At 44.4% G+C, this 25766-nt stretch carries 12 protein-coding genes and 1 pseudogene; 5 read left to right on the top strand and 8 right to left on the bottom strand.

What is annotated here, in order from left to right:
- Window positions 1–3: 3 nt before the first annotated feature.
- From BWI44_RS17725 to BWI44_RS17695, 7 genes are all read right to left on the bottom strand, one after another.
- The gene (locus BWI44_RS17725) at window positions 4–1308 is read right to left on the bottom strand and encodes a CotH kinase family protein (RefSeq protein ID WP_138291064.1); all 1305 of its coding nucleotides are present in this window, start codon (window positions 1306–1308) and stop codon (window positions 4–6) included.
- A 139-nt stretch (window positions 1309–1447) separates the two neighbouring features.
- On the bottom strand, window positions 1448–1852 hold the full coding sequence (locus BWI44_RS17720) for a hypothetical protein (RefSeq protein WP_195208829.1): 405 nt from the start codon (window positions 1850–1852) through the stop codon (window positions 1448–1450).
- Between the two features lie 27 nt (window positions 1853–1879).
- Window positions 1880–4222 carry a DUF6055 domain-containing protein gene (locus BWI44_RS17715; RefSeq protein WP_195208828.1) on the bottom strand — a complete coding sequence of 781 codons (2343 nt, stop codon included), beginning with the start codon at window positions 4220–4222 and terminating at the stop codon, window positions 1880–1882.
- A gap of 70 nt (window positions 4223–4292) precedes the next feature.
- Window positions 4293–5330 carry a DUF4859 domain-containing protein gene (locus BWI44_RS17710; RefSeq protein ID WP_138291061.1) on the bottom strand — a complete coding sequence of 346 codons (1038 nt, stop codon included), beginning with the start codon at window positions 5328–5330 and terminating at the stop codon, window positions 4293–4295.
- Window positions 5331–5357: 27 nt separating this feature from the next.
- On the bottom strand, window positions 5358–7046 hold the full coding sequence (locus BWI44_RS17705; protein WP_195208827.1) for a RagB/SusD family nutrient uptake outer membrane protein: 1689 nt from the start codon (window positions 7044–7046) through the stop codon (window positions 5358–5360).
- Window positions 7047–7059: 13 nt separating this feature from the next.
- The gene (locus BWI44_RS17700) at window positions 7060–10101 is read right to left on the bottom strand and encodes a SusC/RagA family TonB-linked outer membrane protein (protein WP_195208826.1); all 3042 of its coding nucleotides are present in this window, start codon (window positions 10099–10101) and stop codon (window positions 7060–7062) included.
- Window positions 10102–10169: 68 nt separating this feature from the next.
- Window positions 10170–12605 carry a glycoside hydrolase family 127 protein gene (locus BWI44_RS17695; RefSeq protein ID WP_195208853.1) on the bottom strand — a complete coding sequence of 812 codons (2436 nt, stop codon included), beginning with the start codon at window positions 12603–12605 and terminating at the stop codon, window positions 10170–10172.
- 300 nt (window positions 12606–12905) lie between these two features.
- Here BWI44_RS17695 and BWI44_RS17690 point away from each other — a divergent pair.
- The 5 genes and pseudogenes from BWI44_RS17690 (at window position 12906) to BWI44_RS17670 (ending at window position 24248) form a co-directional block, all read left to right on the top strand.
- A pseudogene (locus BWI44_RS17690) lies at window positions 12906–14008 on the top strand (Fic family protein).
- A gap of 352 nt (window positions 14009–14360) precedes the next feature.
- Complete coding sequence (locus BWI44_RS17685; RefSeq protein WP_286815270.1) at window positions 14361–17087, top strand: retaining alpha-galactosidase; 2727 nt, start codon at window positions 14361–14363, stop codon at window positions 17085–17087.
- Window positions 17088–17154: 67 nt separating this feature from the next.
- Window positions 17155–19557 (top strand): family 43 glycosylhydrolase, encoded by a 2403-nt coding sequence (locus tag BWI44_RS17680; RefSeq protein ID WP_195208824.1) that lies wholly within the window; start codon window positions 17155–17157, stop codon window positions 19555–19557.
- Between the two features lie 22 nt (window positions 19558–19579).
- A complete protein-coding gene (locus BWI44_RS17675) occupies window positions 19580–21985 on the top strand; it encodes a glycoside hydrolase family 127 protein (protein ID WP_195208823.1) in 2406 nt (801 codons plus the stop codon).
- A 13-nt stretch (window positions 21986–21998) separates the two neighbouring features.
- On the top strand, window positions 21999–24248 hold the full coding sequence (locus BWI44_RS17670; protein WP_195208822.1) for a S9 family peptidase: 2250 nt from the start codon (window positions 21999–22001) through the stop codon (window positions 24246–24248).
- 61 nt (window positions 24249–24309) lie between these two features.
- Here BWI44_RS17670 and BWI44_RS17665 read toward each other — a convergent pair whose 3' ends face one another.
- Window positions 24310–25749 carry a sensor histidine kinase gene (locus BWI44_RS17665; RefSeq protein WP_195208821.1) on the bottom strand — a complete coding sequence of 480 codons (1440 nt, stop codon included), beginning with the start codon at window positions 25747–25749 and terminating at the stop codon, window positions 24310–24312.
- Window positions 25750–25766 lie beyond the last annotated feature (17 nt).

Raw genomic sequence — 25766 nt, 5'->3', positions numbered from 1 at the left:
TCTTTATTTTGTTCCTGACGGATAGTTTTTAATTACAGTATCTAAATAGTCGGTATGCTGTTGAAGCCATTGCTTCATCCGGGCAATTTCCATCTGATAATTTTTATCGATAGGCCAGCGTTCGGCATTGCGCTTCATGGCATCAGAACAACACACGACAAAATTATCCGTATCTCCCCAGAATTCCCACATAATCTCGCCCTTTATTTCCGCCCAACGCGCCTTATATTCACTCACAAAACGTTTACTTTTGAAAAGATCCGTAAAGAAAGACGGAACGCGATAGCCTCCGGTATGGTTGACCGGATCAGTGCCTAATACAAGTTCTTTGTAACTGTTGAAATAGTTATGTCCGGTATACATGGTTCCCCAGTCGAAATCAAACCCCGCATCGAAATCCCAAAGTGGTCCCATGGTCCAAAGACCGTTTTTATCCTTATGCATATAGATGCTGCGTGGAGCATCTACTTCCACATTGTACACCAATTCCTGTATCATCATATAATCTATAAACGAAGCGATATTCATCAGTTGAGCAGTTGCTTCATAATTGCCTTCATGTATGCTCTGTTCCAAGCGGGCAAAGTCATCTTGCACAGCTTTCAGTTGTGCGGCAGTAGCGTCTTCCGGATGTTTCACACAAATGGGCATTCGGTAAACTGTCGACCAGAAGTTGTCTTCCCCGTTCGGATTCAGTTCCGGACCATCATCCGCATCTAATGAAATCAGCATTCCCTGTTCATCATTCACCGCTACGCGGCTACTCCCCTGTTCCACCTGTTCGGTCAATTGATAGAGTCCGATGTACTCACCGTTCAGTGTAACTTCTACATAACGAGAGTGATTGGTATAAGGCAAACCTAACTTCTCACCTGCAATAAATGCGAAAGTATTCATCATTTGGGTCGGATCACGGTAATTCGCAAGAAGTACCCAGTCCTTTTCAGTAGCCAGTCCAAGTATTTCCGACTTTTTATCCAACTTAATGCGATAAGGTTTCTTAGGATACCATAACCAGGTGGAGTTTCCACGTCCGCGAATGCGTCCTGTTCCGGTATAATCCCATTCTTCTTTTTCCGAATCAATGGTGAGGGTACAGTTCACATAGTCCTTCTTGTCCTTTGAGACAATAGGAGTACCGTTTTCGGTGTTGATGGTCAGTTGGGCAACCTGATAGATGAAGGTTGAAGGTACTTCTGGAAATATCGGATGAATACAAGCAGGTTCTGATTCACCAGAACAACTTGCAAAAAGTATGGATAAGCACATCAGTTTTCTCCAAAATACATTTTTAATTATTGAACTCATTTTGAAGCTAAAATTAGAAAATGGATAAAATAAGTAGTAATTCCCACCCACATAATTCAGTATTCTCAATATTACAGTTAAAGGCTTGCGTCTGCCGATACAAACACAAGCCCATAGCAACTATTTAAATGACATCCAATTAAGGAGTAACAGTCACCAATATCCTTGTTGAGCTACCGCTACTCAAAGGTATCTTACCATAATAGTTAGCATTAGTCCCTGAAAATGGGATAAGATATTCACATGTGTATCCATCTGTAATTTTAAGTTTCGAAGTTGAGGTTACTTTAGGACAGCTAACCTGCACATTAATAACTGCACAATTGTCATCTGTTATAAACAGTGCATCCATCGTAACACTATTATCCATAGACCCGATATCTATTCCAAAAGAAGCTGGACGAGGTTGAATAACCTTGGTCGTAAAGCTTAAATTTCCGGTTTGATAAGCTTGAAAGACCAAATCATGGTTTGCCTGAGCAAATATTTTCATTATTGACAGCATACCCATCAATAAAACTACTACAAAAGTTCTTTTCAACATAATTGTAAAATTTAATCAAGCAAATAATTATTCAACAATAAAATTAAACGTCAACGTTGCTATATACTCCTTACCATCTTTGGTATAGACAAGTTCAACGATTTGAGGATAAATTTCTCCAGCAGTGAGAGTACCCGGCATAAAGCCTACTTCCATATCGTAGATAGTGTGAAGTTTGGTATAGGTACGTGCATCTGCACCCCATCCTTGCGGCTCGCCAACAGCGTTGCACCAGAATCCTCCCAACTCACCACCACAATTATCTTCATAACTATAAGTACCATCAGGCAATTTCAGACGCATACAGATTTTTCCTTCGGCCAATCCCTCAGAACTATGTTGCTGGATGGCTGCAAAATCTTCCGGCATCAGGCAGAAAGCATGGCAAATAGCTGCATTATCGTAGTAAGCGATGTTATAATGAGCAAATTCATAAGATGCATCAGCCGTACCGCGCACATTGATAATCATTTCAACGTTTTTAGGCTTAGCATTCGGATCAAGCACCACTTCAACTACATCCTTATAACTTTCCACGTCGGTGCCACTCAAAGTAATAGTGTAGGGCCACTGTTCATCATCTTCTTCCTTATCATTCCAATACTGACGATTGTATTCATCGGGAGCAGCCATTATCACGAAGTAGAGTTCATTGGTACCGACAGGTACTGTGTAAGAAGCTGTACCTTCGACACCCTTGCTCATTTCCGAATAGGTTGGTTTGCCGTTTACAATAGCTACATAGCCATAACGGTAGTCAGATGAAGTATTATCCGAAGCATTGTAGATCGTCGTTTTAGCCACCACTTTTCCATCTCCGTCCACTTGTTCGCCTTTATCACCTTTGGCGAGAGCACTTCCTGGAGCTAAAGCACTGACTGTAGTAGAAACAGTAGTACCAGCAGCAGGCACTTTCAGTTCAATAACATTAAATCCGGTAGTTCCGGGACAACTCGCATAACCCACCTGATATTGGAGATCGCCCACCTTGTACAGATCAGTGCTGTAATCACCTTTTATATTATCAGGCACAGTTACCGGTCTATTGTCATTATTGGCAAACTTCAAGTCATAGTATACCATACGTGAAGCATAGTCATAAAGATCAGCATAAAGAACATTCTGACTATTACCGCAATATATACGCTGGTAAGTTTGCAATGGATCTTCAGGATATTCCGAATCACTCCAAATACGTCCATATGCATCAATTCCATGTTTCTCTACCCAAGTATGCTGCAACCAGTAACTGGCGTAACGCATCCATTCATGGTTGAAGTGTCGATGATAATTCTTTTTCCAAACATCAAGATGATAGCCGAACATTTCTTCCGGATAGTCAAGTTGAGCTTGCCATTGTGCACACTGTTCCCAGAAAGCACAACCTCCGGCACCATCGAGGCCAAATCCATAACGGAATCCATGATGTAAATCAGCCGGAGCCCCCTGCTTGTTCACTTTATCAGCATAAACTTGGTACTGGAATGAGTGACCGATTTCATGAGCTATGGTAGAACCTACAGGCTGACAAGTAGATGGATTTACCCAAAGGGCACCTATTTTGTCATCATAACCAGAACCAGTGGCAAGCCACTCATCCTGATAAATCAGATAAATCTGCATCTTATAATCGTCAAGCATAGATTTACCTTCACCCAAAGTCGCCATCTTAAGAATGTTAACATTGGTATTGAAGTATGATTCCGCTTTCTTAAGAAGGTCATCAATATCTACGCGCATGGCAGCCGCAACGGTTTCCGCATTTGGATCTTCTCCAAACTCCGGTGACCAGAATACAAAGAAGTGTTCACTTTGCTTCATACGATGCCATGAATAATACGAATCGTGCCGAAGCATATAATCGGCCCCATGTTCAAAATGAGGATTCCACGACTCCGGACAAATATATTTATCATAATCTAATATATCTGTCGGGTCAAGCACCAGAACCTTATAATTTTGGGCAAAGCTAACCGACTTATTTGCTCCTTTCTCTGTAGCAATCTGCAGAGTGCAAGTACGGGTATTCTCAAGGCTCTCATTAGCTTGAATAGATACTGTAACCTGCAGGCTTTCTCCAGCCTCTCCACTAGAGGGAGTCACGGTAGCCCAATCACATATTTCACCGTCTGCATACATGGCTGCCGTCCATGCCATATCGCTTGAAAATGTAACTACTTGCTCTGTTGCATCACCTTCAACATTATAGTCGGCTGTACCGAACACCACAGAGCCTTTATAACGGGGATCATAGTCTGCCACTGTCTTCGACATATCATCGTCAGAACATCCGCCCATAACCATTGCCATCCCCCAAGATATTATGGCAATTGCCACAATGTGGAAATATTTATTTCTATTTAAAGTCATAATGTTCAATTATAAAAGTGCGCTTTTTCGGATGGCTTGTCCTACAAGCGCACTATTCGTAATTATTTAATTATTCAAAATTTAACGTCAGCATAATCGTCAAGGTCTTGCCAGAAGTAGCTCGTGACTTTATGACGATATTAGCATTTATCACTGCACCGGAAGCAGGAGTCGTTGACGAAAGACGACCTATATTAAGGTATCCACCATCACTATAATAATCTTCTGTATCATAATCCCAAATATCAGGTTCTATAAAGAAAGCAAATCCGTCAGCTCCCCATTTTACAATCTCAACATTTTCCGTCAACCAATATCCGGCTCCATTCGCCGTATACGTATCCGGTCCACCATATAGATTTCCAGATGCATCCATCAGATAAACATCATATGCCGCATCAGACGTATCAAGTCCTTTAGCCAAATCATAAGGAGTAACTCCAAATGCAAAATCTATATTATTTATAAAATCACCTAACGGCAACTGCCAACCCGCATAATCGCCTTTTGGTACAGTCACTTCAGCTTCAACTACACTCGCATCGGTTACAGTAATCAGAGATTGACAACGGAAATTCACAGAATAAGCGGAATCATCCGTCTTCACAAAACCTACTATTACGGGAATAATTCCAGCGGTTGCCTTAGAAGTTAATTGAAAGCGAATCTCTTTGGCAGTAGGAACAAACTCAACTACTATTGAAGCATCATCCGGCTCAATAACAATACCCGAGGCTGAGAGTGCCCACTTATTTTCTCCAGCATTAGCTGGAGTCTTGTCCCAGACTCTACGAGTGGGATTAACTACCAAGAATCTGACTGAACCATCATTCAGGGCAGCGACAGCTTCGTCAACCGTCATTCCAAGCTGTTCGGATACAATTTTCTCATAACATGCAAGGTCTATAACCTTTATCTCCATTCCTGCATTCGCTTGTCCCATCGTCAAGGAAGCAGAAGGCATATTTGCATCAGTACCTTTCAACGGTGGATTCTCGTTTTCACCGTAGAAATGCGGCTTACTAGCATCCACATAATCTTCACTACAAGCCGTCACACAAACTAAAGTCATGCAAACAGCTAAGATGCTGAATAATATCTTTTTCATTGTTATACTTTTTATTAAGGTTATCTATTAAAAACCGGGATTCTGCTTCAAATTAGGATTGGCATCCAAGAAGCCTTGCTGTATTGGAAAGATGTCAACATGGCGATCTGAAGCATTAGTATTGGCACTTTTACCAAACCAAGACTTACCATTGAAAACATTGCATCCATTAGTCATTTTAAATCGAATAAGATCCTGTCGACGGTGATGTTCATAAACAAACTCCCAAGCAAGATCATCCAAAAGACCGCCCAAAATAATATCATTACCACCCTCATGAGTTTCAGTATTCACAACATTCACCAGATCTCCGGCTTCATTGATATCCCCCTGCGTCTCACGCAATCCGTAATCATAGCAGCTACCACCTTTCAATTGCGCTACAGTACGAATAGCTTTGGATGGATTATTCTTGAACGCACGTTGCCGAACCATCGTAACTATGTCCGCTGCATCCTGCTCTGTTTCACCATTATATCCACCTAAACGAAGAAGACATTCTGCTTTGATAAAATATGCATCGGTCAAGCGGAAAAACGGTACGTCATCATTGCTTACACTGATATCCCCCTCGACTATTTCATATTTCTGAAGACGCGCTCCTTGCATACCAGCTGCTCCAGGTTTTTCAATAGCATATACATCAACAGTATAGTTCAATGCCACACCATTAATATAAATTTGATTTCCTTTTCTATCAGTCTGCGGTCCCCATCTCCAACAATCCGTCTTACGAGAATCATCGACATCATAAGTAGCAAGAAATTGCGGGACACATGCACTTCCGTTCCAAGCATCCAGTGTGACACCAAAGATATCTTGGCTACCAGACAAATACCACTTACAATAATAATTAGTCCCCATTCCCGCATAGGTTTTGTCATAAACAAACGCTAAAATCACCTCTGGATCATAAGTGTCTGCTTTAAACGGATTGAGGTAATCAGTTGCAAGTGTATATTTTCCGTCATTGATGATTTCATTCACTTCGTCACAAGCCTTCTCATAATATGACTTATCTTCTGTAGTATCAGGAAACCAAGCATTACGATTCAGATACATCTTAGCCAAAATCATACAAGCACCATAATAATTAATTTGTCCAAATTCAACTTCCTTCGTCAGATAAGGCTTAGACTCTATTAATTCATTGACAATGAAATTATAGGTATTCTCCGGACTTTCCTGAGTTGGCATATAACCATCCGGGACTTTTAAGGTCGTTTCAAGCGGAATATTACGCCATAGGTCGAAAAGAACATAATAGAACAATGCACGATAAGTGCGCAACTCTGCCTTACTCTCTTCGTTCGACGATATACTCTCGTCGTCAAGGAGCTGATTACAAGCATTTATTCCCTGATAACATGAATACCAAGGACGATAAAGATGTGCTATATTTGCATGATATTCATGTTTGTGAAGCGATACATATTGCACCCCCCAACCGGAAGTTTCATAACGGAAAGGAGTCATAATCAAGTCTCCGCATTCTTCACTGATATCTTGATATCCTTCCCAGCCATTATACATGTCACGAAGACGATCATAAATTGTTCCATACTGTGCTTGAATATCTTCTGCGGTCATTTCATAACTTCCGTCTCCCGGAATTTCGCTAAACACAGTCTCTGTCAAATCTGTGCAAGCAGAAAATGCCAATGCACTTCCTACAAAGACTGCATAAAAGCTTTTCTTTAAAATATTATATTTCATGATACTATTTTTTTTAAAATGTTACATTCAAACCTACAGTAAACGAACGTACTGTGGGGTATTTATCACGATCGTCAACTCCAGCAGTCCAAAAATTATCGCTGCCAAGTTCTGGATCCAGACCTTTGTATTTGGTAATGGTAAACACATTATAAACACTTCCATAAAGACGGATATTCTTCACATATTTACTCTCCCTAAAGTCAAACGTATATCCCAATGTAAGATTACTCAACTTAAAATAATCACCATCCTCTATATGATAACTTGTCGCTACCTGCGACTGTTGGGAAGAAAGAGGACGAATCCTGCCGATTGCTTCAGCGGCAGACTTTAATCTGTTATAAGCGTGGGCATTATTCTCATAGAAAACACGCTGATTATTGATAATTTTAAAACCGAACTGTCCATTGCACTGAAGTGAAAGATCAAACTTCTTGTAGGTAAAGGTATTGTTCCATCCAATAGTCACCTTAGGTATGCCATTACCGAGATATTGATACCATTCGTCACGGTCGTCACGCATTTCTTGATAAAACTCCGCACATTCCCCTGTATGAGGATTCTCTATCAGAAAGAGTCCCGTGGACTCTGATACACCTACGGCTTTCAGACCATAAATCCGACCAAACGATTGACCGACCTCCACCTTATGAGTTATTTGAGTAACAGGATCACTGACACCCTGCATCCACAAAATATTATCTGTCTGATAAAGATCATTAGAGAGGCTTACCAACTTATTATTATTGTGTTGAAGAGTAAGTGAAGTCGACCACTCAAAATCACGTGTCCTTACAGGTACGGCATTAATCAGAATCTCGATTCCTGAATTACGCATCTTTCCCACATTAGCATAGGTAGAAGTATATAAATTAGGCGGGCTCGGCACTGCATAATCGAAAAGCATATCCGACGTTCTCTTATAGTAATAATCAATGCTACCACTCAAACGTTCACCAAGAACAGCCCAATCCAAACCAATATTAAGTTCATTAGCCTTTTCCCATTTAAGATCAGGATTAGAATTAGAGACAGCTTTCAATCCCTGCTGCCATTTTCCGTTTCGATAATAGTTTCCTCCTGAATAAGTATAGCGAAGCAATGACTGATAAGCATTACCAGGAATTACCCCTGTAATACCATAACCGACACGCAGTTTCAAGTTATCTAACCATTTGTGAGCAGATGACATAAATTTCTCATTCATAATATTCCATCCGAGTGATACAGACGGGAATGCTCCCCACTTATGATTATTGCCAAATTTCGATGAGCCTTCATAGCGTACACTTGCAAGAACGTTATACCGATTTCCATATCCATAACTCACACGCCCAAACCATCCAATTAGTTTGCTTTCTTCCTTATAGGAAGACATGGATGCATTTCCGTCCGTCAGCTTGGTACCTGAACCGATATTGTAATAACCATAGTAGTCAGTAGGAAAATTGCCGTTCCACATACTGGCACTTTCATAACTATTTTTCGACCAACTATATCCCACAAGTCCTTCAAAGCGATGAAGTCCTTTAAATGTATTTGCATATTTAGAAGTCAACTCTAAGTAATCAGAACGATTGGATGCATCACCTAAAGAGGCAGATCCGGACAAAGATCCTTTTCCATTAATACCATTCACAGACTCTTTGCCAGTATAATAATTTCCATTTTTCGACTGACTACGGTGGCTAGCTAACATCAAGTTCGTTTGCCATCCCTTAATCGGTTCAAAAGTAATATTACCAGTCATACGGATCTCTTGTGACTTTGCCTCGCCCGTCTGTTCATTTTGCATAGATACCGGATTCCAGTATTGCAATAAGCTGCCCTCGTTATAAGAGCCGTCTTCATCCCAAATCGGTGCAGTCGGATTGCGTATCACAGCCTGACGGTAAATGGCGGTAGCATCATTCACTTCATATTTATATGAATCCGCCACAAGATTCAAATTAACCTTCAACATGTCATTGAGCATCCAATGGCTCATGTCAAACGACATACTCAAATCTTCATTACCAGTTTTTTTCATCACGCCCTCAGCCTTACGGTATGTAACGTTTCCATAATAGGAAGTGGAAGAAGAACCACCGGTCAACGAAAAACTATGGTTTTGGGTAATAGCTGTACGACTAACCGCATCCAACCAATCTGTATCATAGCCTAAATCATTAAAATTCGTCTTTCCGTCACGAATATCTTGCGCATCCATGAAGTCTGCACGTTTGGCCCAATTAGACCAAGATACATATCCTGCATAAGTAGCAGTAGCAGGTTGTTCACGAAGTCCGGTCTTGCTAGTAATGAGAATTACACCTGCTGCTCCACGAGTACCATATATGGCAGCAGCTGAGGCATCTTTCAAAACATCTATTGACGCGATGTTTTCAGGCGGTACAGAATTAAGACTACCGGGGACACCATCCACAAGAACAAGTGGAGTGGTATTTCCTGATACGGATACAATGCCACGGAGACTTATTTCTGTTCCTGCACCCGGATCACCAGAAGGGCGAGTTATTGTCAGACCGGCAACCTTGCCCTTAATCAAATCACCTGCATTATTAAAGTTACCAACAGAAAAATCCTCCGGCTTGACTGATGCTACGGCACTGGTAACATCACCTTTCTTCTGCGTACCATAACCAATCACTACTACCTCGTCCAGCAGTTCCGTGTCATCTTGGAGCGTTATATTAATTTTACGGTGAGTGCCTACTACAACCTCCTGCGTCTTATAACCAATGTAGGATATGACCAATACTGACTTTGAATCTTTCACTTTCAAAACATACTCTCCATCAACATTGGTAATTACACCGTTAGATGTCCCCTTTTCAAGAACATTAGCACCAATAACCGGTTCACCTTCCTTATCTTTTACCACACCTGTGATTGTAACAGTCTGTTGCTGTACAACCTCGGTTCCCATAGTTTCTGTCATCTCCGGAAACGCAAATGCCGGACTAACGCTGGCACTTGCTGCAAGGAAAAGACAGGTTGTAACCTTTAGAACAGCTTTGCTGAACAAGGCTCGATTTTCATGTGTCTTCATATTACATCTTTAATTAAAAGGTTAATATTTAATTACAAGTTACTATTTCTTAATTTTAATAAAACGGATTATTTAACTTTCCACTCAATCACCCCACCTGAAGCACCTTTCTGCAACTGGGCGGCTATCTTCAATCCTGTCGTCTTTACCGGTTTGAAATCAAGGCTGTTGTAGCAGTCTTTCTTTACCGTATATTCATTCAATGCTTCTACTTCTTTCCATTTCGCTCCATCTTTATAGTAGAGTTTCCAGCTTTCCGGTATGCGGAAATTGCCGTCGTAATGGTCGAAGTCCAGCCAATAAACCTGTACGTTTGAAACGGTATAAGGCTGATCAAATTGATAGGCCAAGGTTTCCAGCGTTCCATTTCTCAACCACCAATAGTGGTAAGGTTTAGAAATATCCGATGAACGTTTCGGTTCCCATTGGTCATTCACCCCCCATGCCCAAGTTTCTACGGAGGCAGATTCAGGAGCGTCTTTCTGGATAGGAGCCTGTATCATCAGCGTCCGTGCCTTGCTGGCAATTGTCGGTTCGGGAATAGGACGGGCATATTCGGCAGCTTCAGGAATCCAAACCGCCATTTGATCTGCACCACGATTATTCCAGGTTGAATAAGGAATGGCTTTGAAAGGAACCTCTTTCACACTACCATCTTTACCTACTTCTTTCGCATTACCGGTCAGCACTACAACTCCGTTCAATAGGTTAGCATCGTAAGCAGACGCCATTGGAGTACCATCAGGGATGAATTTATTGAAGACAGTGCTGTCAGCCTGATCTTTGCCTTCTAGACAGAACATGATAGGGCCACGTTCGATAGCCAGTTTGCCACAGTCATCTTCTACATTGTCATTAGCCTTGATACGACGTACATCTATCGGAAGGTTGATTTCTACCACATCACCCACTTTCCAGGTACGTGAAATAGTAGCATAGCCATCATATTGTTTAGCATTTACTTTCTTACCGTTGACAGAAATGCTGTAAGCACCTGCCTTATCAGTAAATGAGTAAAGATCCGTCGGCACAGGAGCATCTTGCGCCCAACCCGGGATACGGAAACGCAAAGCAAATTTCTGCTCTTTCTCGGGAGTAACTAAGATGGAAACCTTTCCTTCCCAAGGATATTCAGTAGTCTGCTCCAAAGCTATATTATTGCTGTCTGTATTAAGGTCAGCTTTACTCTGGATATAAAGATTGACATAAATATCATTGCCCTGGGTGGCATACATATAATAAGGTACGGAAGCCATGAAGCGGGTTACATTACCCGGACAGCAAGCACAACCAAACCAATGCTGACGTTCGTGCTGCCCCATAGATTCGAGCGGATTATCATAGAAAAACTTATCGCCACTGAGTGAAACCCCCGAAATAACTCCATTGTAAAGAGCACGCTCCAGTACATCGGCATATTTGGCATTTCCCGTAGCCAAAAACATGCGGTGATTCCAATAAACATTGGCAATGGCTGCGCAAGTTTCACAATAAGCGGTATGATTGTTCAATTCATAATTGGGACCGAAGCCTTCGCCTTGCGGACGAGAGCCGATTCCACCGGTAATAAAGAGCTTCTTACTTGCCATATTCTCCCAAATGCGACTCAGAGCATTGAAATAAGCCGTATCCTGGGTCAGGGCAGCCACATCGGCAACACCCGAATAAAGGTATCCGGCACGCACGGCATGCCCTACAATTTCGTCTTGCTGCAAAATGGGTTTATGATCTTGACTGTATTCGCTGAGACGATGTCCGTCTGTTCCGCGACCGGTTTCCTCCACGAAGTATTTGGCCATTTTCAGATATTTTTCATCACCTGTCACTTTATATAATTTAGCAAGCGCCATTTCAGCGATGGGGTGCCCCGAAGGAACATGCTTTTGTCCTTCACCCGGACCAAATACCTGACAAACAAGGTCGGCATTTTTGATAGCTACATCAAGCAAGGAGCGTTTACCTGTTGCGCGATAGTGAGCAACGGCAGCTTCATACAAATGACCGCTATTATAAAGTTCATGACTATTAATCTTTTCCCAACGGCTCTTTCCCCACCAACCGGAAAGGCGATAGCATTTATTAGTAACGCAAGTGGTAAGATAACCATCCGGTTCCTGAGCAGCAGCAATCAAAGTAATAACGCTATCCAGATAAGCATCCAGCGCTTTATCATACTTCACAGCCAGCGAATAAGAGGCTCCTTCTATAATCTTATAAGGATCGGTATCATCAAAAGAAAAGTCACCGCGATGTTCTCCCTTCATCAGACCACCGGCTATGGCAAAGTTATCGAAGCGTCCGTTCTTCTCACATTCTTTAAATGCGGAAGGAATAGAAACAGTACGGTTCGTTTCAATGCGTGGAGTCCAGAAGTTATCATTCAGGTGAACTTGCGTAAAAGGAACTTCTTTGATCGGTGCATCAGGCTTAACGTAGGAATTGCTACAAGCACTCATGCCCAGAAGGGCAATGCTACCGAAAAAAAATTGAATTCGTTTCTTCATCATACTATATATGTGCTTTTAAATCATTAGCATTAGTGTACGGCAAAGGAAAGGGATTTCCTGCTAACAGGATGAAAAAATAATCTATAAGGATAAAAGAATAGTCGAAGCACGAGGCTCCAAAAAGGGATTTAGACAATCATTTCATAGATTGGACTATTTTTTCATGCCTGTAGATATTATACCCAGTAAGCTCATAAACAGCAAGCAAAGACATACTCCCAATTCATATAAAGTTGCATGGCAAAACAAAGGATATGAAGAATTATTTGTACTTTTACCGCAAAACATACTGAGATTATGAGAGCAACTTATATCTGGCAACAAAACAAGTGGCCTGACTTCACCTGGAATGACTCTAAATTATCCTATAAATTAGGTAGAGTCCGAAGCTTACAAGGTAAACTTGTAGGAAAAATGAGTGTGCTCGGTCTTGATCTGAAGAATAGTGCTATACTCGATGCACTAACGGCAGACATTACAAAATCATCTGGAATAGAAGGTGAGATATTAAATATAGATCAAGTACGCTCTTCCGTGGCCCGCCATTTAGGAATAGAAATAGAAGGAATACCCGAAGCGGATCGTTATATAGATGGAGTGGTGCAAGTGATGATAGATGCTACTCAAAATTATATGCAACCCTTAACAGACGAGCGTCTCTTCAACTGGCATGCAGCTTTATTTCCTACAGGGCGAAGTGGTGCATATAAAATAACGGTTGCCAATTGGCGGCAAGGATCAGAACCTATGCAGGTCATATCGGGTGCTATGGAAAAAGAAAAAATTCATTATCAAGCACCTGATTCAAGTGAAATCCCCTATCAAATGGGGCTATTTTTGGATTGGGTAAATGATAATCAGGAGATAGATCCGGTGCTAAAAGCCGCCATAGCTCACTTCTGGTTTGTAACTATTCATCCGTTTGACGATGGTAATGGGCGTATTTCCCGAACAATAACAGATCTATTCTTAGCTCGTGCGGATGAGATGCCGTATCGCTTTTATAGCATGTCTGCTGAAATACGTAAACAGCGGAAAAGTTACTATGATATATTAGAGAAGAGCCAAAAGAGTGGTCTGGATATCACGGATTGGCTTGAATGGTTTTTGGACTGTTTAAAAGCCGCATTGATTCATACAGAAAAAATGGTCAGTACTGTTTTGCAGAAAGCTGCTTTCTGGGACAAGCACCGGTTGGTCTTGATGAATGAGCGACAGATAAAAATGGTGAATTTACTATGGGATGGCTTTAATGGGAAAGTAACCTCCTCAAAGTGGGGAAAGATTACAAAATGTTCTGCGGATACAGCCTTACGTGATATACAAGATTTGATAGCAAAAATGTACTGCGGAAAACAAACGAAGGAGGACGTAGCACCAATTACGAATTAAATCTGTAATATTTCATAGGAAGCACTTCTTATATTCATCGCATATAATGCGGAGATTACAAATCCTAATCTCCGCATTATTGCATCAGATAAATCCTGATCATTCAAAAACTGCACCCAACCAGACAGATATTCGGAATACACCTACGCCCTAAATACGAGATAAACATGGACCAGATAAGCACACGCAAATGGACGAAAAAATAATCCAATCGAATACAAGAATACTACAAACAGCCATTGAGAGGACCATAGAAAGGCATCTTTTGGACTATTCTTTTATTACATTATATTATTCAGTCCTTCCGTTCGCTCTTTTTTCTTTTACTTTGCAGACAGACAAATAAGAATTAACCGAATCATGAAAAACAACCTCTCTTTCAAATTAGTCGTTATTTCCTTATTTCTGTATTGCGGAAATAATTCACTCGAGGCAGCATCAGGAAAGAAATACGCACTGGCATCTCCCGACGGAAAACTGAAAGTAGAAATCAGTACCGGAGACAAATTATCTTATCAGGTAATGCACGAAAAGGATACAATTCTCTCTCTTTCTAACATAGGCTTGGTTCTGGCTGACGGAACCGAAATAGGAAACTATTCTCAGGCAACAGGTATAAAAAGGAAAAAGATCAGGGATAATGTAGAATCCCCTTTCTACCGCTTCAAGGAGTTCGTTGTTGCATGCAATGAACTCGACTTGAAGTTGAAAGGTGGTTTTGGAGTTACTTTCCGCGCTTATAATGATGGAGTAGCTTACCGTTTCTATACCACACGTACAGCAGGTATTACAGTCAAAGATGAAATAGCTGAATTCAACTTTAATCAAGATTATACAGCTTATCTTCCTTATACGACGAATGACAAAAAGCCGATGGCAATGGCTTTTCAAAATATATACGATGTTACCCCACTATCAAAGGCACAGCCGAAAGTAGCTTTCCTACCCGTTACAGTGGACTGCGGTAAAACCAAATTAACTCTACTGGAATCTGATCTTGAAGCATATCCGGGAATGTTTGTAGAATCTCAGAAAGATGGATATGGGCTAAAAGGTGTTTTTGCCTCCTACCCTACCCAAACAGATTTCTATCCTTGGCGTATGCAGGAGTATGTAACAGAAACCAGTGATTTCATAGCACGCAGTAGTGAGGCACGTACTTATCCTTGGCGCGTACTGGCTGTTACAGAAAAGGATACGGATATGCCTGTTAATAATCTGGTGTATGCACTGGCATCTCCCAATCGCATAGGTGACACATCATGGATAAAGACCGGAAAAGTGGCCTGGGATTGGTGGAATGACTGGAATCTGAAAGGTGTCCCCTTTAAGGCAGGTATCAATATGGATACCTATAAATATTACATAGACTTCGCCAGCAGGAATGATATAGAGTTTATAGTGCTCGACGAGGGTTGGTATAACCCGAAAAGCGGTGATATGCTGACTGTTATTCCGGAACTGAATCTTCCGGAACTGATTGCCTACGGAAAACAGAAAGGAGTTGATATCATTCTTTGGACAGTATTCAATGTACTCGACAAACAACTGGAAGCCGCATGCAAGAAGTACTCCGAAATGGGTATCAAAGGCTTCAAAGTAGACTTTCTAGATCGTGACGATCAGACTGCTGTTGAAATGGTATATCGTATCGCTGATGCTACGGCAAAACATAAGTTGACACTCGACCTCCATGGCATTTACAAACCTACAGGTATCAATCGCACTTATCCGAATATCATCAACTTTGAGAGCCTGTTCGGTATGGAAGAGGTGAAGTGGACGGATATCAAGAATAACATGCCTCTCTACGATGTGACCTTCCCTTATATCCGTATGATGGCAGGGCCGGTAGATTATACTCCGGGTGCCATGCGCAATGCAACGAAAGCCGACTGGCGTGCCGTCTATTACTCACCGATGAGTATGGGAACCCGTTGTCATCAGTTGGCCGCCTATATTGTACACGATTCTCCGCTCACCATGCTGTGCGATGCTCCGACGAATTATCTGAATGAACAGGAATGTGTGGACTTCATCACTTCAATTCCTGTGGAGACGGATTCTACCTTTATCGCCGCAGGTAAAATGGGAGAATATATCGTTAGTGTACGAAAGAAAGATATCAACTGGTACATTGGCGGGATGACAAACTGGGATGAACGTGATGTAGAACTTGACTTTTCGTTCCTGCCTTCCAATGTTCGCTATACAGCCACGCTTTTTGCTGATGGTATTAATGCGAACAAACAAGCGGAAGATTATCGTACAGAGAAACTGATTATAGATAAAAACAGCCGGATAAAGCTACATTTAGCTTCGGGCGGAGGATTCGCGATGAAACTTGAGTTATATCCGGTGCGAGGTGAAGTAACGTCCATACCCGAGGGAAAGAATATTCCTTCTTTTTATAAGAAATACATTGAAACTGAGGGATTATATGTCACTTCTTCCGAAAGGGTAAGTGATGAAGCGTTGCTGAAAGCCTGCGATATCATCAGTCTGATGCTATCAAAACGTCCGGATGTAAAAGCGCATATGGTGAAAAAAGGCTGCCATGTGATGGTTATCGGTAAAGACGAAGAAACTTGTGATTTGCCGGAGTTTGCCCATATCTGCAATTCACCGGACAGCATTGCATACTGGAACTGGCGTGCCCGTGGTTTCGGTGGAGCACCGGAAGAAGAGTTCTCCGCCAGTTGCGGGGAAGAGAATCTGTTGGCCTCGCCACAAGATAAATATATGGGTGAGAATATTCTGATTCATGAATTTGCTCATCTGATACATATGGTAGGAATTGCAGGTGTGGAACCGGATTTCAATGACCGACTGGAAGCATTGTGGAAAAGTGCTGGAGAAAAAGGACTATGGGCCGGTACTTATGCATTAAGCAACAAGGAAGAGTATTTTGCGGAATGTGTACAGTCTTTCTTTAACTGTAACCGTTACGCTGATCCAGCCAATGGTGTACACAATTCTATGAATCGTCGCGTAAAGCTGAAAGCCTACGATCCGGAAATGTACAAGTTGTTGAAAGAATATTTTTATGAGATAGAGATACCGATTAATAATGAAATACATAAATGACCAGCGTAGCGCTGGAACAAGGTTTGCTGCGCGGTGCAAGTAATTTTTCTAACAATAAAGTAATAATATGAATAGAACCATTCTTTTAATCACTTTCTTTTTAATAGGAGCCATTTCCGCCTTTGCACAGGCCGCTTTCAATACTCCCGGTGCCGGCAATCCCGTGATTCCCGGATATTTCGCCGACCCTACCATCAAAAAGTTTGGTGATACTTATTATATGTACGCCACTACCGATGGCAGTGGTGCAGGCTTCGGCCCTGCACAAGTATGGACCAGCAAGGACTTCGTAAACTGGACCCTGATGCCCATGAACTGGCCCGACAGCCACTGGATATGGGCACCCGATGTGATGCAGCACCCTGATGGAAAGTACTACTATTTCTACTGCCAGCCCTGTATCATTCATTGCGGAGTCAGTGAAACGCCCCGTGGCCCGTGGAAAAATATCCTAGGCGATAGCGAAGCCGTCCTCATCCCCGACCGTTTCGTAACAAATGCCATCACTCTGGATGGACAAACATTTGTGGACGATGACGGTTCAGTCTATATGTACTGGGGAACCTGGGGTATTTACAAAGGTTTCGGTTGCGGTGCCGGAAAATTAGCTCCCGATTTGAAGAGTTTTATCGAAACCCGCCTCATCCCCAATACCGAAGCCACCGATTTCTTTGAAGCACCTTTTGTAATCAAACGCAATGGAACCTACTACTTTATGTATTCCTCCGGTTCCTGCCACGACCACACATACCGTGTGCAATACGCCACCTCAGACAAGCCTCTGGGGCCTTACACCTATGGCGGCTGCATCCTCGAAACCAATGCTGACGGCACCATTCACGGTCCCGGACATCACAGTATCCTCCAGGAAGGCAATGATTACTATATCATTTATCACCGCCACGATAATCCACACTCCAACCGTGGTTTCCACCGCCAGCTTTGCATCGACCGCATGTCATTCAATGCAGACGGGACGATTCAGAAAATCATCCCTACTCATGACGGCGTAGGTGCACTGGCCCCCTCCGTTGTTAAATCAGCCAACCTTGCCTTTGGTAAAAGCGTGCGTGCCTCTTCCTCTTATGATGACACCTTCCGTCCCGAATATGCCGTAGATGATAACAACGGAACTTTATGGCACCCGCGCGGCATGGGACAGGAATGGCTTGAAATAGACTTGGGACGCACCCAGCAGATACAAACGATCTGGACCCAATTTGAATATGGCACTCAGTTCTATCAATACCTGATTGAAACTTCAACAGACGGTAAACACTGGAATATCTTTGCCGACAAGCGAAACAATCGTCTGGCAGGCAGTCCGATGGTGGACTTCGGAAAAGCCAAAGCCCGCTTCGTGCGCCTCACTTATACCGGCGGACAGAAGAATGGCTTCGGTGGTGCTATCTGGAACATCAAGGTATTTTCCGGTATCGAAGACTCCGCTCCCCAACAGTGGATCGGTCTGACAGCCGCCGACTGGAATGGTCGCGAATGGCAGAACAATGAAGGAATGTTAGGAGGTGCTTTTATCCTAAAAGCAGGATCAGCCCGCACCAAGCGCATTGACGGACGCGACGCACTGGTTCTCGAACCGGGTACTACACTGGAATACCGTCACCCGTTACTTTCTCCCTCCAAGGAGCATACAATTAGTGGGTTAGTTCATAGGTTAGGTAGATGGCAAAGCTACGAAGCGGAGTCCGCCCTTTCATCCGGCGTGATTTCGCTTCAAAGTGGAGCCGAACCCTTAATCATCACTAATCTGCGCTACTATAACTGGAAACAGGCACCTGCCGAACAGGAATATGATACCACTACGGATATCGTCCGCTTACCAGCTGCCGATCAGCAAAAGCGTGGCTTGGTAGTAAGCATCACCGCCGATGACTTCGCCGCAGGAGACACCGTACATTATCTTTCCAATCATGGAATAGAAGGATACTTCGAAGCCCACAAAGCCCCCTCCATCATTAAGGAAGTGGAAGGAAAGAAAAGTTTCAGCTTTGATGGTCATCAGGTATTCCAGTCCAACTTCTCCCTGCCTGCAACCTTGCTGGACAACACCCCCTATACATTGGAAGCCTGGATACTGAATGATTCCATTGCCGAAAATGAATGTGTAGCCGACTTCACGACTTCGCATGACGAATTGGAAAAGATTATGCTCGTCAGTGGCACGGAGCCCCGATGCGGTGTCATCAACCACTACGGCTGGTACGAAGATGCCGGATACAAGGACATGAAAGAGCTGACCGGCAAATGGCAGCATATCTATATTTGTTTCGACGGCCGCATGGAACAAGTATATATCAATGGTAAATTAATTAGCGAAAAAGACATTCAATTGCTAATAAAACCATCACAATACGTAACTTTGGGGCGGAATGCAGAACGCAACTGGCCGTTCACGGGCTACCTGCATTCACTGAAACTATGGGACGAATATATTCCAATCAAGAAATAATACCATTAAACGAATAATAACCATGAGAAAAGTATTAGTTACCACCCTGCTGGTTGCCGCCACCATAGGCGGTCAGGCACAAGTGAAAAACCAATCACACGGGTATCCCATCGATCCCGTACCTTTCACCTCGGTGAAAGTAACCGACTCCTTCTGGGGACAACGCCTCAACGCGAGCCGAGAGGTAACCATCCCCCTGGCATTCAGCAAATGCGAGGAAACCGGAAGATATCAGAACTTTGTCAACGCAGCACATCCCAGCGATACGATTAAAGTAGGCGGACTGGCTTTTGACGATACGGACGTCTATAAAACCATCGAGGGCGCCAGCTACCTGTTACAGACTTATCCGGACAAGAAACTGGCTAAATACATTGACAGTGTACTGGTAATTGTAGCCGCAGCACAAGAACCGGACGGATACCTCTACACCAGTCGCACCATGAACCCGAAGCATCCACACGAATGGGCGGGAAGCAAACGTTGGGAAAAGGTAGAAGACCTGAGCCACGAGTTCTACAACCTGGGACACATGGTGGAAGGCGCCATCGCTCACTACCAGGCCACCGGAAAGAAGAACTTCCTCAATATCGCCATCCGATATGCCGACTGCGTATGCCGTGAAATCGGTACAGGCGAGGGACAGCAAATCCGCGTTCCCGGACATCAGATTGCAGAAATGGCACTTGCCAAACTTTATCTGGTCACCGGAGACAAGAAATACCTCGACCAGGCCAAGTTCTTCCTCGACCAGCGTGGATATACCAGCCGTACGGACGAATACAGCCAAGCACATAAACCGGTGGTTCAGCAGGATGAGGCTGTGGGGCACGCTGTTCGCGCCGCATATATGTATGCAGGTATGGCCGACGTAGCCGCCCTGACGGGAGACACCGCCTATATCCATGCCATCGACCGCATCTGGGATAATATCGTCGGCAAGAAATACTACATCACCGGCGGTATCGGAGCTACCGCAGCCGGAGAGGCTTTCGGCAAGAATTATGAATTGCCCAACATGTCAGCCTATTGCGAGACTTGTGCTGCCATCGGCAACGTGTACGTCAACTACCGTCTTTTCCTCCTGCACGGTGAATCCAAATATTACGATGTACTGGAACGCACCTTATACAATGGTCTGATTTCAGGTGTATCCCTAGACGGCGGTGGCTTCTTCTACCCCAACCCGCTGGAAAGTATGGGACAGCATCAACGCCAGCCCTGGTTCGGTTGTGCCTGCTGCCCGTCCAACATCTGCCGTTTCATCCCGTCCCTGCCGGGGTATATCTATGCAGTGAAGGATAAGGACGTTTACGTTAACCTCTTCATGTCCAATACTTCCGACCTGAAAGTGGGTGGCAAAGCTGTTTCTATCGAGCAAACCACCCAATACCCGTGGAACGGCGACATCACCATCGGCATCAACAAGAACAGCGCCGGACAGTTCAACCTGAAAGTCCGTATTCCCGGATGGGTTCGGGGTCAGGTAGTTCCCAGTGACCTGTATACCTATAGTGACGGCAAGCGTCTGAAGTACACAGTGAAAGTAAACGGAGAAGCCGTACAGAATGAGCTGAAAGATGGTTATTTCTGCATCGACCGCCGTTGGAAAAAGGGTGACAAGGTGGAAGTACACTTCGACATGGAACCGCGTATCGTGAAAGCCAACAATAAAGTGGAAGCCGACCGCGGACGCATTGCCGTAGAACGCGGACCGATTGTATACTGTGCAGAATTCCCGGATAATAACTTCGACATCTTCAGCGTATTCATGAACCGCAACCCGAAGTTTGAAGTGGTAGAAAAGCCCGATCTCCTGTATGGCATCAACCAATTGAAGACCGGCGCACAGACACTTGGCTACGACGATCAGGGTCGCCTGACCACTACCGATGTGAGCCTGACACTGATACCTTACTACGCATGGGCTCACCGTGGTTCGGGAGCTATGGAAGTATGGTTGCCGCAAGAGCTGAGCGCATCCCGCCCCGCCATGCCTGCCACACTGGCTTCGGAAAGTAAAATAGACGCATCACATCGCGCAAAATCCATCTCGGCCATCAATGACCGCCTGATTCCGAAAGATGAAAATGACCGTTCCCTGCCCTACTACCATTGGTGGCCCAAACAGGGAACTACGGAATGGATCACGTATGAATTCCCGGCAGAAGCTGCCGTATCAAGTTCCACCGTATATTGGTTTGATGATGCCCCTTGGGGCGGCTGTCGTGTACCGAAAAGCTGGAAGATATATTATAAAGATGCGCAAGGCCAGTGGCAGCCCGTCACAGGTGCCGACAAATATGGTGTTGTAAAAGGTACGGGAAACACCGTAAACTTTGATCCCATAAAAACCAAATCAGTAAAACTGGAAATCACCCTGCCAGACAAACATGCAGCAGGTGTTTATGAATGGGAAGTACAATAAAGGTTAGTTAGATATGAATGTTTGTAAATTAAGTTTGTCGATAGCCATGCTCCTTAGCGGGGGCATGGCTTTCGCACAAGGCACGGTGGACGATTATAACCGTGCCTACGCATTGAGAGAGAAATTCAGTGCCAACAAAGTATTCTACTCCAACGTCACGCCGCAATGGATAGAAGGCACACATCAGTTCTGGTATGTACGCAATACGCCCGAAGGCCGTATCTACGTATCGGTGAACGCAGACAAGAAAAGCAGAAAGGAATTGTTCGACCACAAGCGTTTGGCAAGCGCACTGAGCAACGCGTCCGGCAAAGAAGTAAACCCCGAAGCAATCCAGTTGGAACGGTTACGGGTGAATCCGAGCTTAGATACGCTTCGTTTTGTATTCGGCAACCAATGCTGGATGTACACCACCCGCAAGAATCAGTTGGTAAATGAAGGCAGCTTGCCCGACCGTAATGCACCACAGAAGCACTGGATGGAGCGGGATGACGAAAAAAAAGCCGCTCCCGTAACTTCACCCGATGGAAAGTATACCGCCTATATCAAAAATCAGAATGTATATGTGAAGGAACTTGCCACGGGAAAAGAAAAGCAGTTAAGCCTTGACGGTACACTCAGCAACTATTACTCAGCTTATATCCGCTGGTCTCCGGACAGCAAGAAGGTGGCATCCTGCAAAATCCGCCCGGTAGAGAAACGATATGTGTACTATGTAGAGTCTTCTCCGGCAGATCAACTCCAACCGAAGCTGCACAAGCAGGAATATGCCAAACCGGGAGACGAACTTCCTTTCAAGATACCTTGCATTTATGAAGTTGAAACAGGACGAGGCATCATCCCCAGCACCGACCTCTTCGATCGGCAGTATGAAATATACGGTCCCGAATGGAACCCGGACAGTCGTGCCGTAACCTTCGAATACAATCAGCGTGGACATCAGGTATATCGTGTACTTGAACTCTCTGCCGAGACAGGCGTCGTGCATCCTCTGATAGAAGAAACCTCTGACAAATACGTGAACTATACCCGCCGTTTCCGTCACGACCTAAGGGACAACAAGCACATCATCTGGATGAGCGAACGGGATAACTGGAACCACCTGTACATGTACGACCGCACTACCGCACAGCCCATCCATCAGATAACCCGCGGCGAATGGTATGTGCGCGAAGTGCTCCGCGTAGACGAGGACAACCGGCAGATTTATTTCTCCGCAAATGGTGTACAACCCGGTGAGGACCCTTATCTCATCCGCTATTACCGCATTGGTTTCGACGGGAAAGACTTGGTTTGCCTTACTCCGGAAGAAGGAATGCACCGTGCCTGGTTCTCGGGAGATATGAATTATCTGGTAGACGTTTACTCTATGGTAAACAAAGCTCCTGTTACCGTATTGCGCAGTGCCGAAGATGGCAAGGTGGTGATGCCGCTGGAGACAGCCGATATCAGTCGTCTGGAAGCAGAAGGCTGGAAAGCACCGGAAGTATTTACCGCCAAGGGGCGTGACGGCAAAACGGATATGTGGGGACTGATTGTTCGTCCCACTAACTTCGACCCGAACCGGAAGTATCCGGTTATCGAATACATTTACCAAGGTCCCGGCGACCAGTATGTACCCAAGACTTTCATCCCGTACAACTGGTACATGACTTCCCTTGCCGAACTCGGTTTTATCGTCGTCATGGTAGACGGAATGGGAACTTCTTTCCGTTCACGTGAATTTGAGAACGTATGCTACAAGAATCTGAAAGATGCAGGACTTCCCGATCACATCGCTTGGATTAAAGCTGCCGGAGAGAAGTATCCGTATATGGATATGGACCGCGTAGGCATCTACGGCTGTTCCGCCGGAGGTCAAGAGTCCACCACTGCCGTGCTGCTGCATCCCGAATTCTACAAAGCCGCTTATTCCGCCTGTGGCTGCCACGACAACCGCATGGATAAAATCTGGTGGAACGAACTCTGGCTGGGATATCCCGTGGGAGATCAATATAAGGAAGGATCGAATGTAGAGAATGCCCATTTGTTGAGCCGCCCCCTAATGCTGGTAGTCGGTGAACTGGATGACAATGTAGACCCCGCTTCAACCATGCAAGTAGTAAACGCTTTGATTAAGGCAAACAAGGATTTTGAACTGGTAGTCATCCCCGGCGCACACCATACGATGGGCGAAGACTTCGGGGAACATAAACGGTATGATTTCTTTGTACGTCATTTGATGGGGGGAAACCCGCCAAAGTGGGACAAAGTGAAGAAGTGATAGAGTGATAAGGTGGTAAAGTGATAAGCACTCTATCACCTTATCACTTTATCACTCTCCCCTACCCCTTCAACCGTATCACGAACCTGCTTCCCTTTCCCAATTCACTTTCCACCGTCAACGTGCCGCCATGAGCCTCCACAAAGTCCTTTGAGATGGACAAGCCCAGGCCACTGCCTTGCACCTTTGTACCCGGCACACGGAAATAACGGTCGAAAATACTTTGATGATAACGCGGGTCGATACCCTTGCCAAAGTCCTGCACGTACATCTCAATGATTCCGTCTTCATGCTTGGCACCAATCACCACACGCCCGTTTTCTTTGGAGTAGCGGATGGCGTTGCTCAGAAGATTCGTCAGTACCCAAGCTATCTTTTCACTATCCACAAACAGTTTCGGCATCTTCTCGCCGGGATATTCCACTTCTATCTGAATACCGAATTTATCAGCCTGCACCTGATTGGCCTTAATGGCGTATTCTATAAGCTCGATAGGCTTCGTTATCTTCGGCATCATCTGGAGCTTGCCGGCTTCCACTTGTGTCATATTCAGGAGTTCACCGGTGATACCCAGCAGACGGTCAGCATTCTCTTTAATACTTTTCGATAGTTGTTCCTGCTCGTCGTTCAAAGCTCCTACCCGTTTGTCTTCCAGCAATTGCAGACTCATAAGAATGGCAGAAATAGGCGTTTTCAGTTCATGGGAGATGGTGGAGATGAAGGTGGTCTTGGCAGAGTCCAGTTCCTTAAACTCGGTGATATTCTTCAACAGGATGACGTCACCCAGGTTTTGCGGTTCGTCCGTATCGGTTTCCGTGTTCATAATCGTGATATAGGACGCCTGGAAATAACTCTCCTTGTTGTCCGCATAGATTTTCAGCGGTTCCTTCTTTTCACTGGGAGTGATGAGTTCCCGAACCAGACGGCGGAGCAGGTCGTTCTTCAGCGAGAGTTCTTCGGCGGAATGGCGGATAACCTCTTCCCGCTTCAAATTCAGCACGGTGAGCGCCTCTTTGTTGATGAAAAGTATTTCATGCTCCCGGTTCAGGCCGATGATAGGATCGTGAATACTGTTCACAATGGCTTCCAGAAACTTCTTGGCAGCGAGAATATCATTCAGAGTGCTGGCACGGTATTCCGTCAGCCGTTCCGCCATGCGGTTGAAGCTGTCGGCCACTGCGCTGAACTCTTCGTGCCCGCTCATGTCGAGGCGTTTTTCATAATTGTGATTGGCTATTTCGAAGATGCCGTGCGTCAGTTCCTGAATAGGCTTACTGATGGAACGGGGCAACCAGACCAACAACACGATACTGGCAAGAATGCAGACACCTCCGGTAACGGAAATCCACAGCAGAGCACGCTGCAAACCCGGCATGGCGGCAGGACTGTCCGGTTCGGTGGCCGTCAGAATCTGGAGGTTGACGACTGAAAGAGCAACCAGCAGAATGATCATACCGGTCAGAATGCCTACACTGAGTATCAATTTAGTACGAATATTCATAATGCACTGATGAATTA

It is taken from the genome of Bacteroides sp. Phil13 (genome assembly GCF_001940965.1).
GTDB lineage: Bacteria > Bacteroidota > Bacteroidia > Bacteroidales > Bacteroidaceae > Bacteroides > Bacteroides intestinalis.
Note: the sequence above shows the minus strand (reverse complement) of the source record. Positions and strands in the feature narration are given on the sequence as shown.

Coding starts and splice junctions, on each gene's coding strand:
- BWI44_RS17680 (WP_195208824.1), top strand. CDS start 17,155: ATGAATAGAACCATTCTTTTAATCACTTTCTTTTTAATAGGAGCCATT.
- BWI44_RS17725 (WP_138291064.1), bottom strand. CDS start 1,308: ATGAGTTCAATAATTAAAAATGTATTTTGGAGAAAACTGATGTGCTTA.
- BWI44_RS17720 (WP_195208829.1), bottom strand. CDS start 1,852: ATGTTGAAAAGAACTTTTGTAGTAGTTTTATTGATGGGTATGCTGTCA.
- BWI44_RS17700 (WP_195208826.1), bottom strand. CDS start 10,101: ATGAAGACACATGAAAATCGAGCCTTGTTCAGCAAAGCTGTTCTAAAG.
- BWI44_RS17665 (WP_195208821.1), bottom strand. CDS start 25,749: ATGAATATTCGTACTAAATTGATACTCAGTGTAGGCATTCTGACCGGT.
- BWI44_RS17670 (WP_195208822.1), top strand. CDS start 21,999: ATGAATGTTTGTAAATTAAGTTTGTCGATAGCCATGCTCCTTAGCGGG.
- BWI44_RS17685 (WP_286815270.1), top strand. CDS start 14,361: ATGAAAAACAACCTCTCTTTCAAATTAGTCGTTATTTCCTTATTTCTG.
- BWI44_RS17710 (WP_138291061.1), bottom strand. CDS start 5,330: ATGAAAAAGATATTATTCAGCATCTTAGCTGTTTGCATGACTTTAGTT.
- BWI44_RS17675 (WP_195208823.1), top strand. CDS start 19,580: ATGAGAAAAGTATTAGTTACCACCCTGCTGGTTGCCGCCACCATAGGC.
- BWI44_RS17705 (WP_195208827.1), bottom strand. CDS start 7,046: ATGAAATATAATATTTTAAAGAAAAGCTTTTATGCAGTCTTTGTAGGA.
- BWI44_RS17715 (WP_195208828.1), bottom strand. CDS start 4,222: ATGACTTTAAATAGAAATAAATATTTCCACATTGTGGCAATTGCCATA.
- BWI44_RS17695 (WP_195208853.1), bottom strand. CDS start 12,605: ATGAAGAAACGAATTCAATTTTTTTTCGGTAGCATTGCCCTTCTGGGC.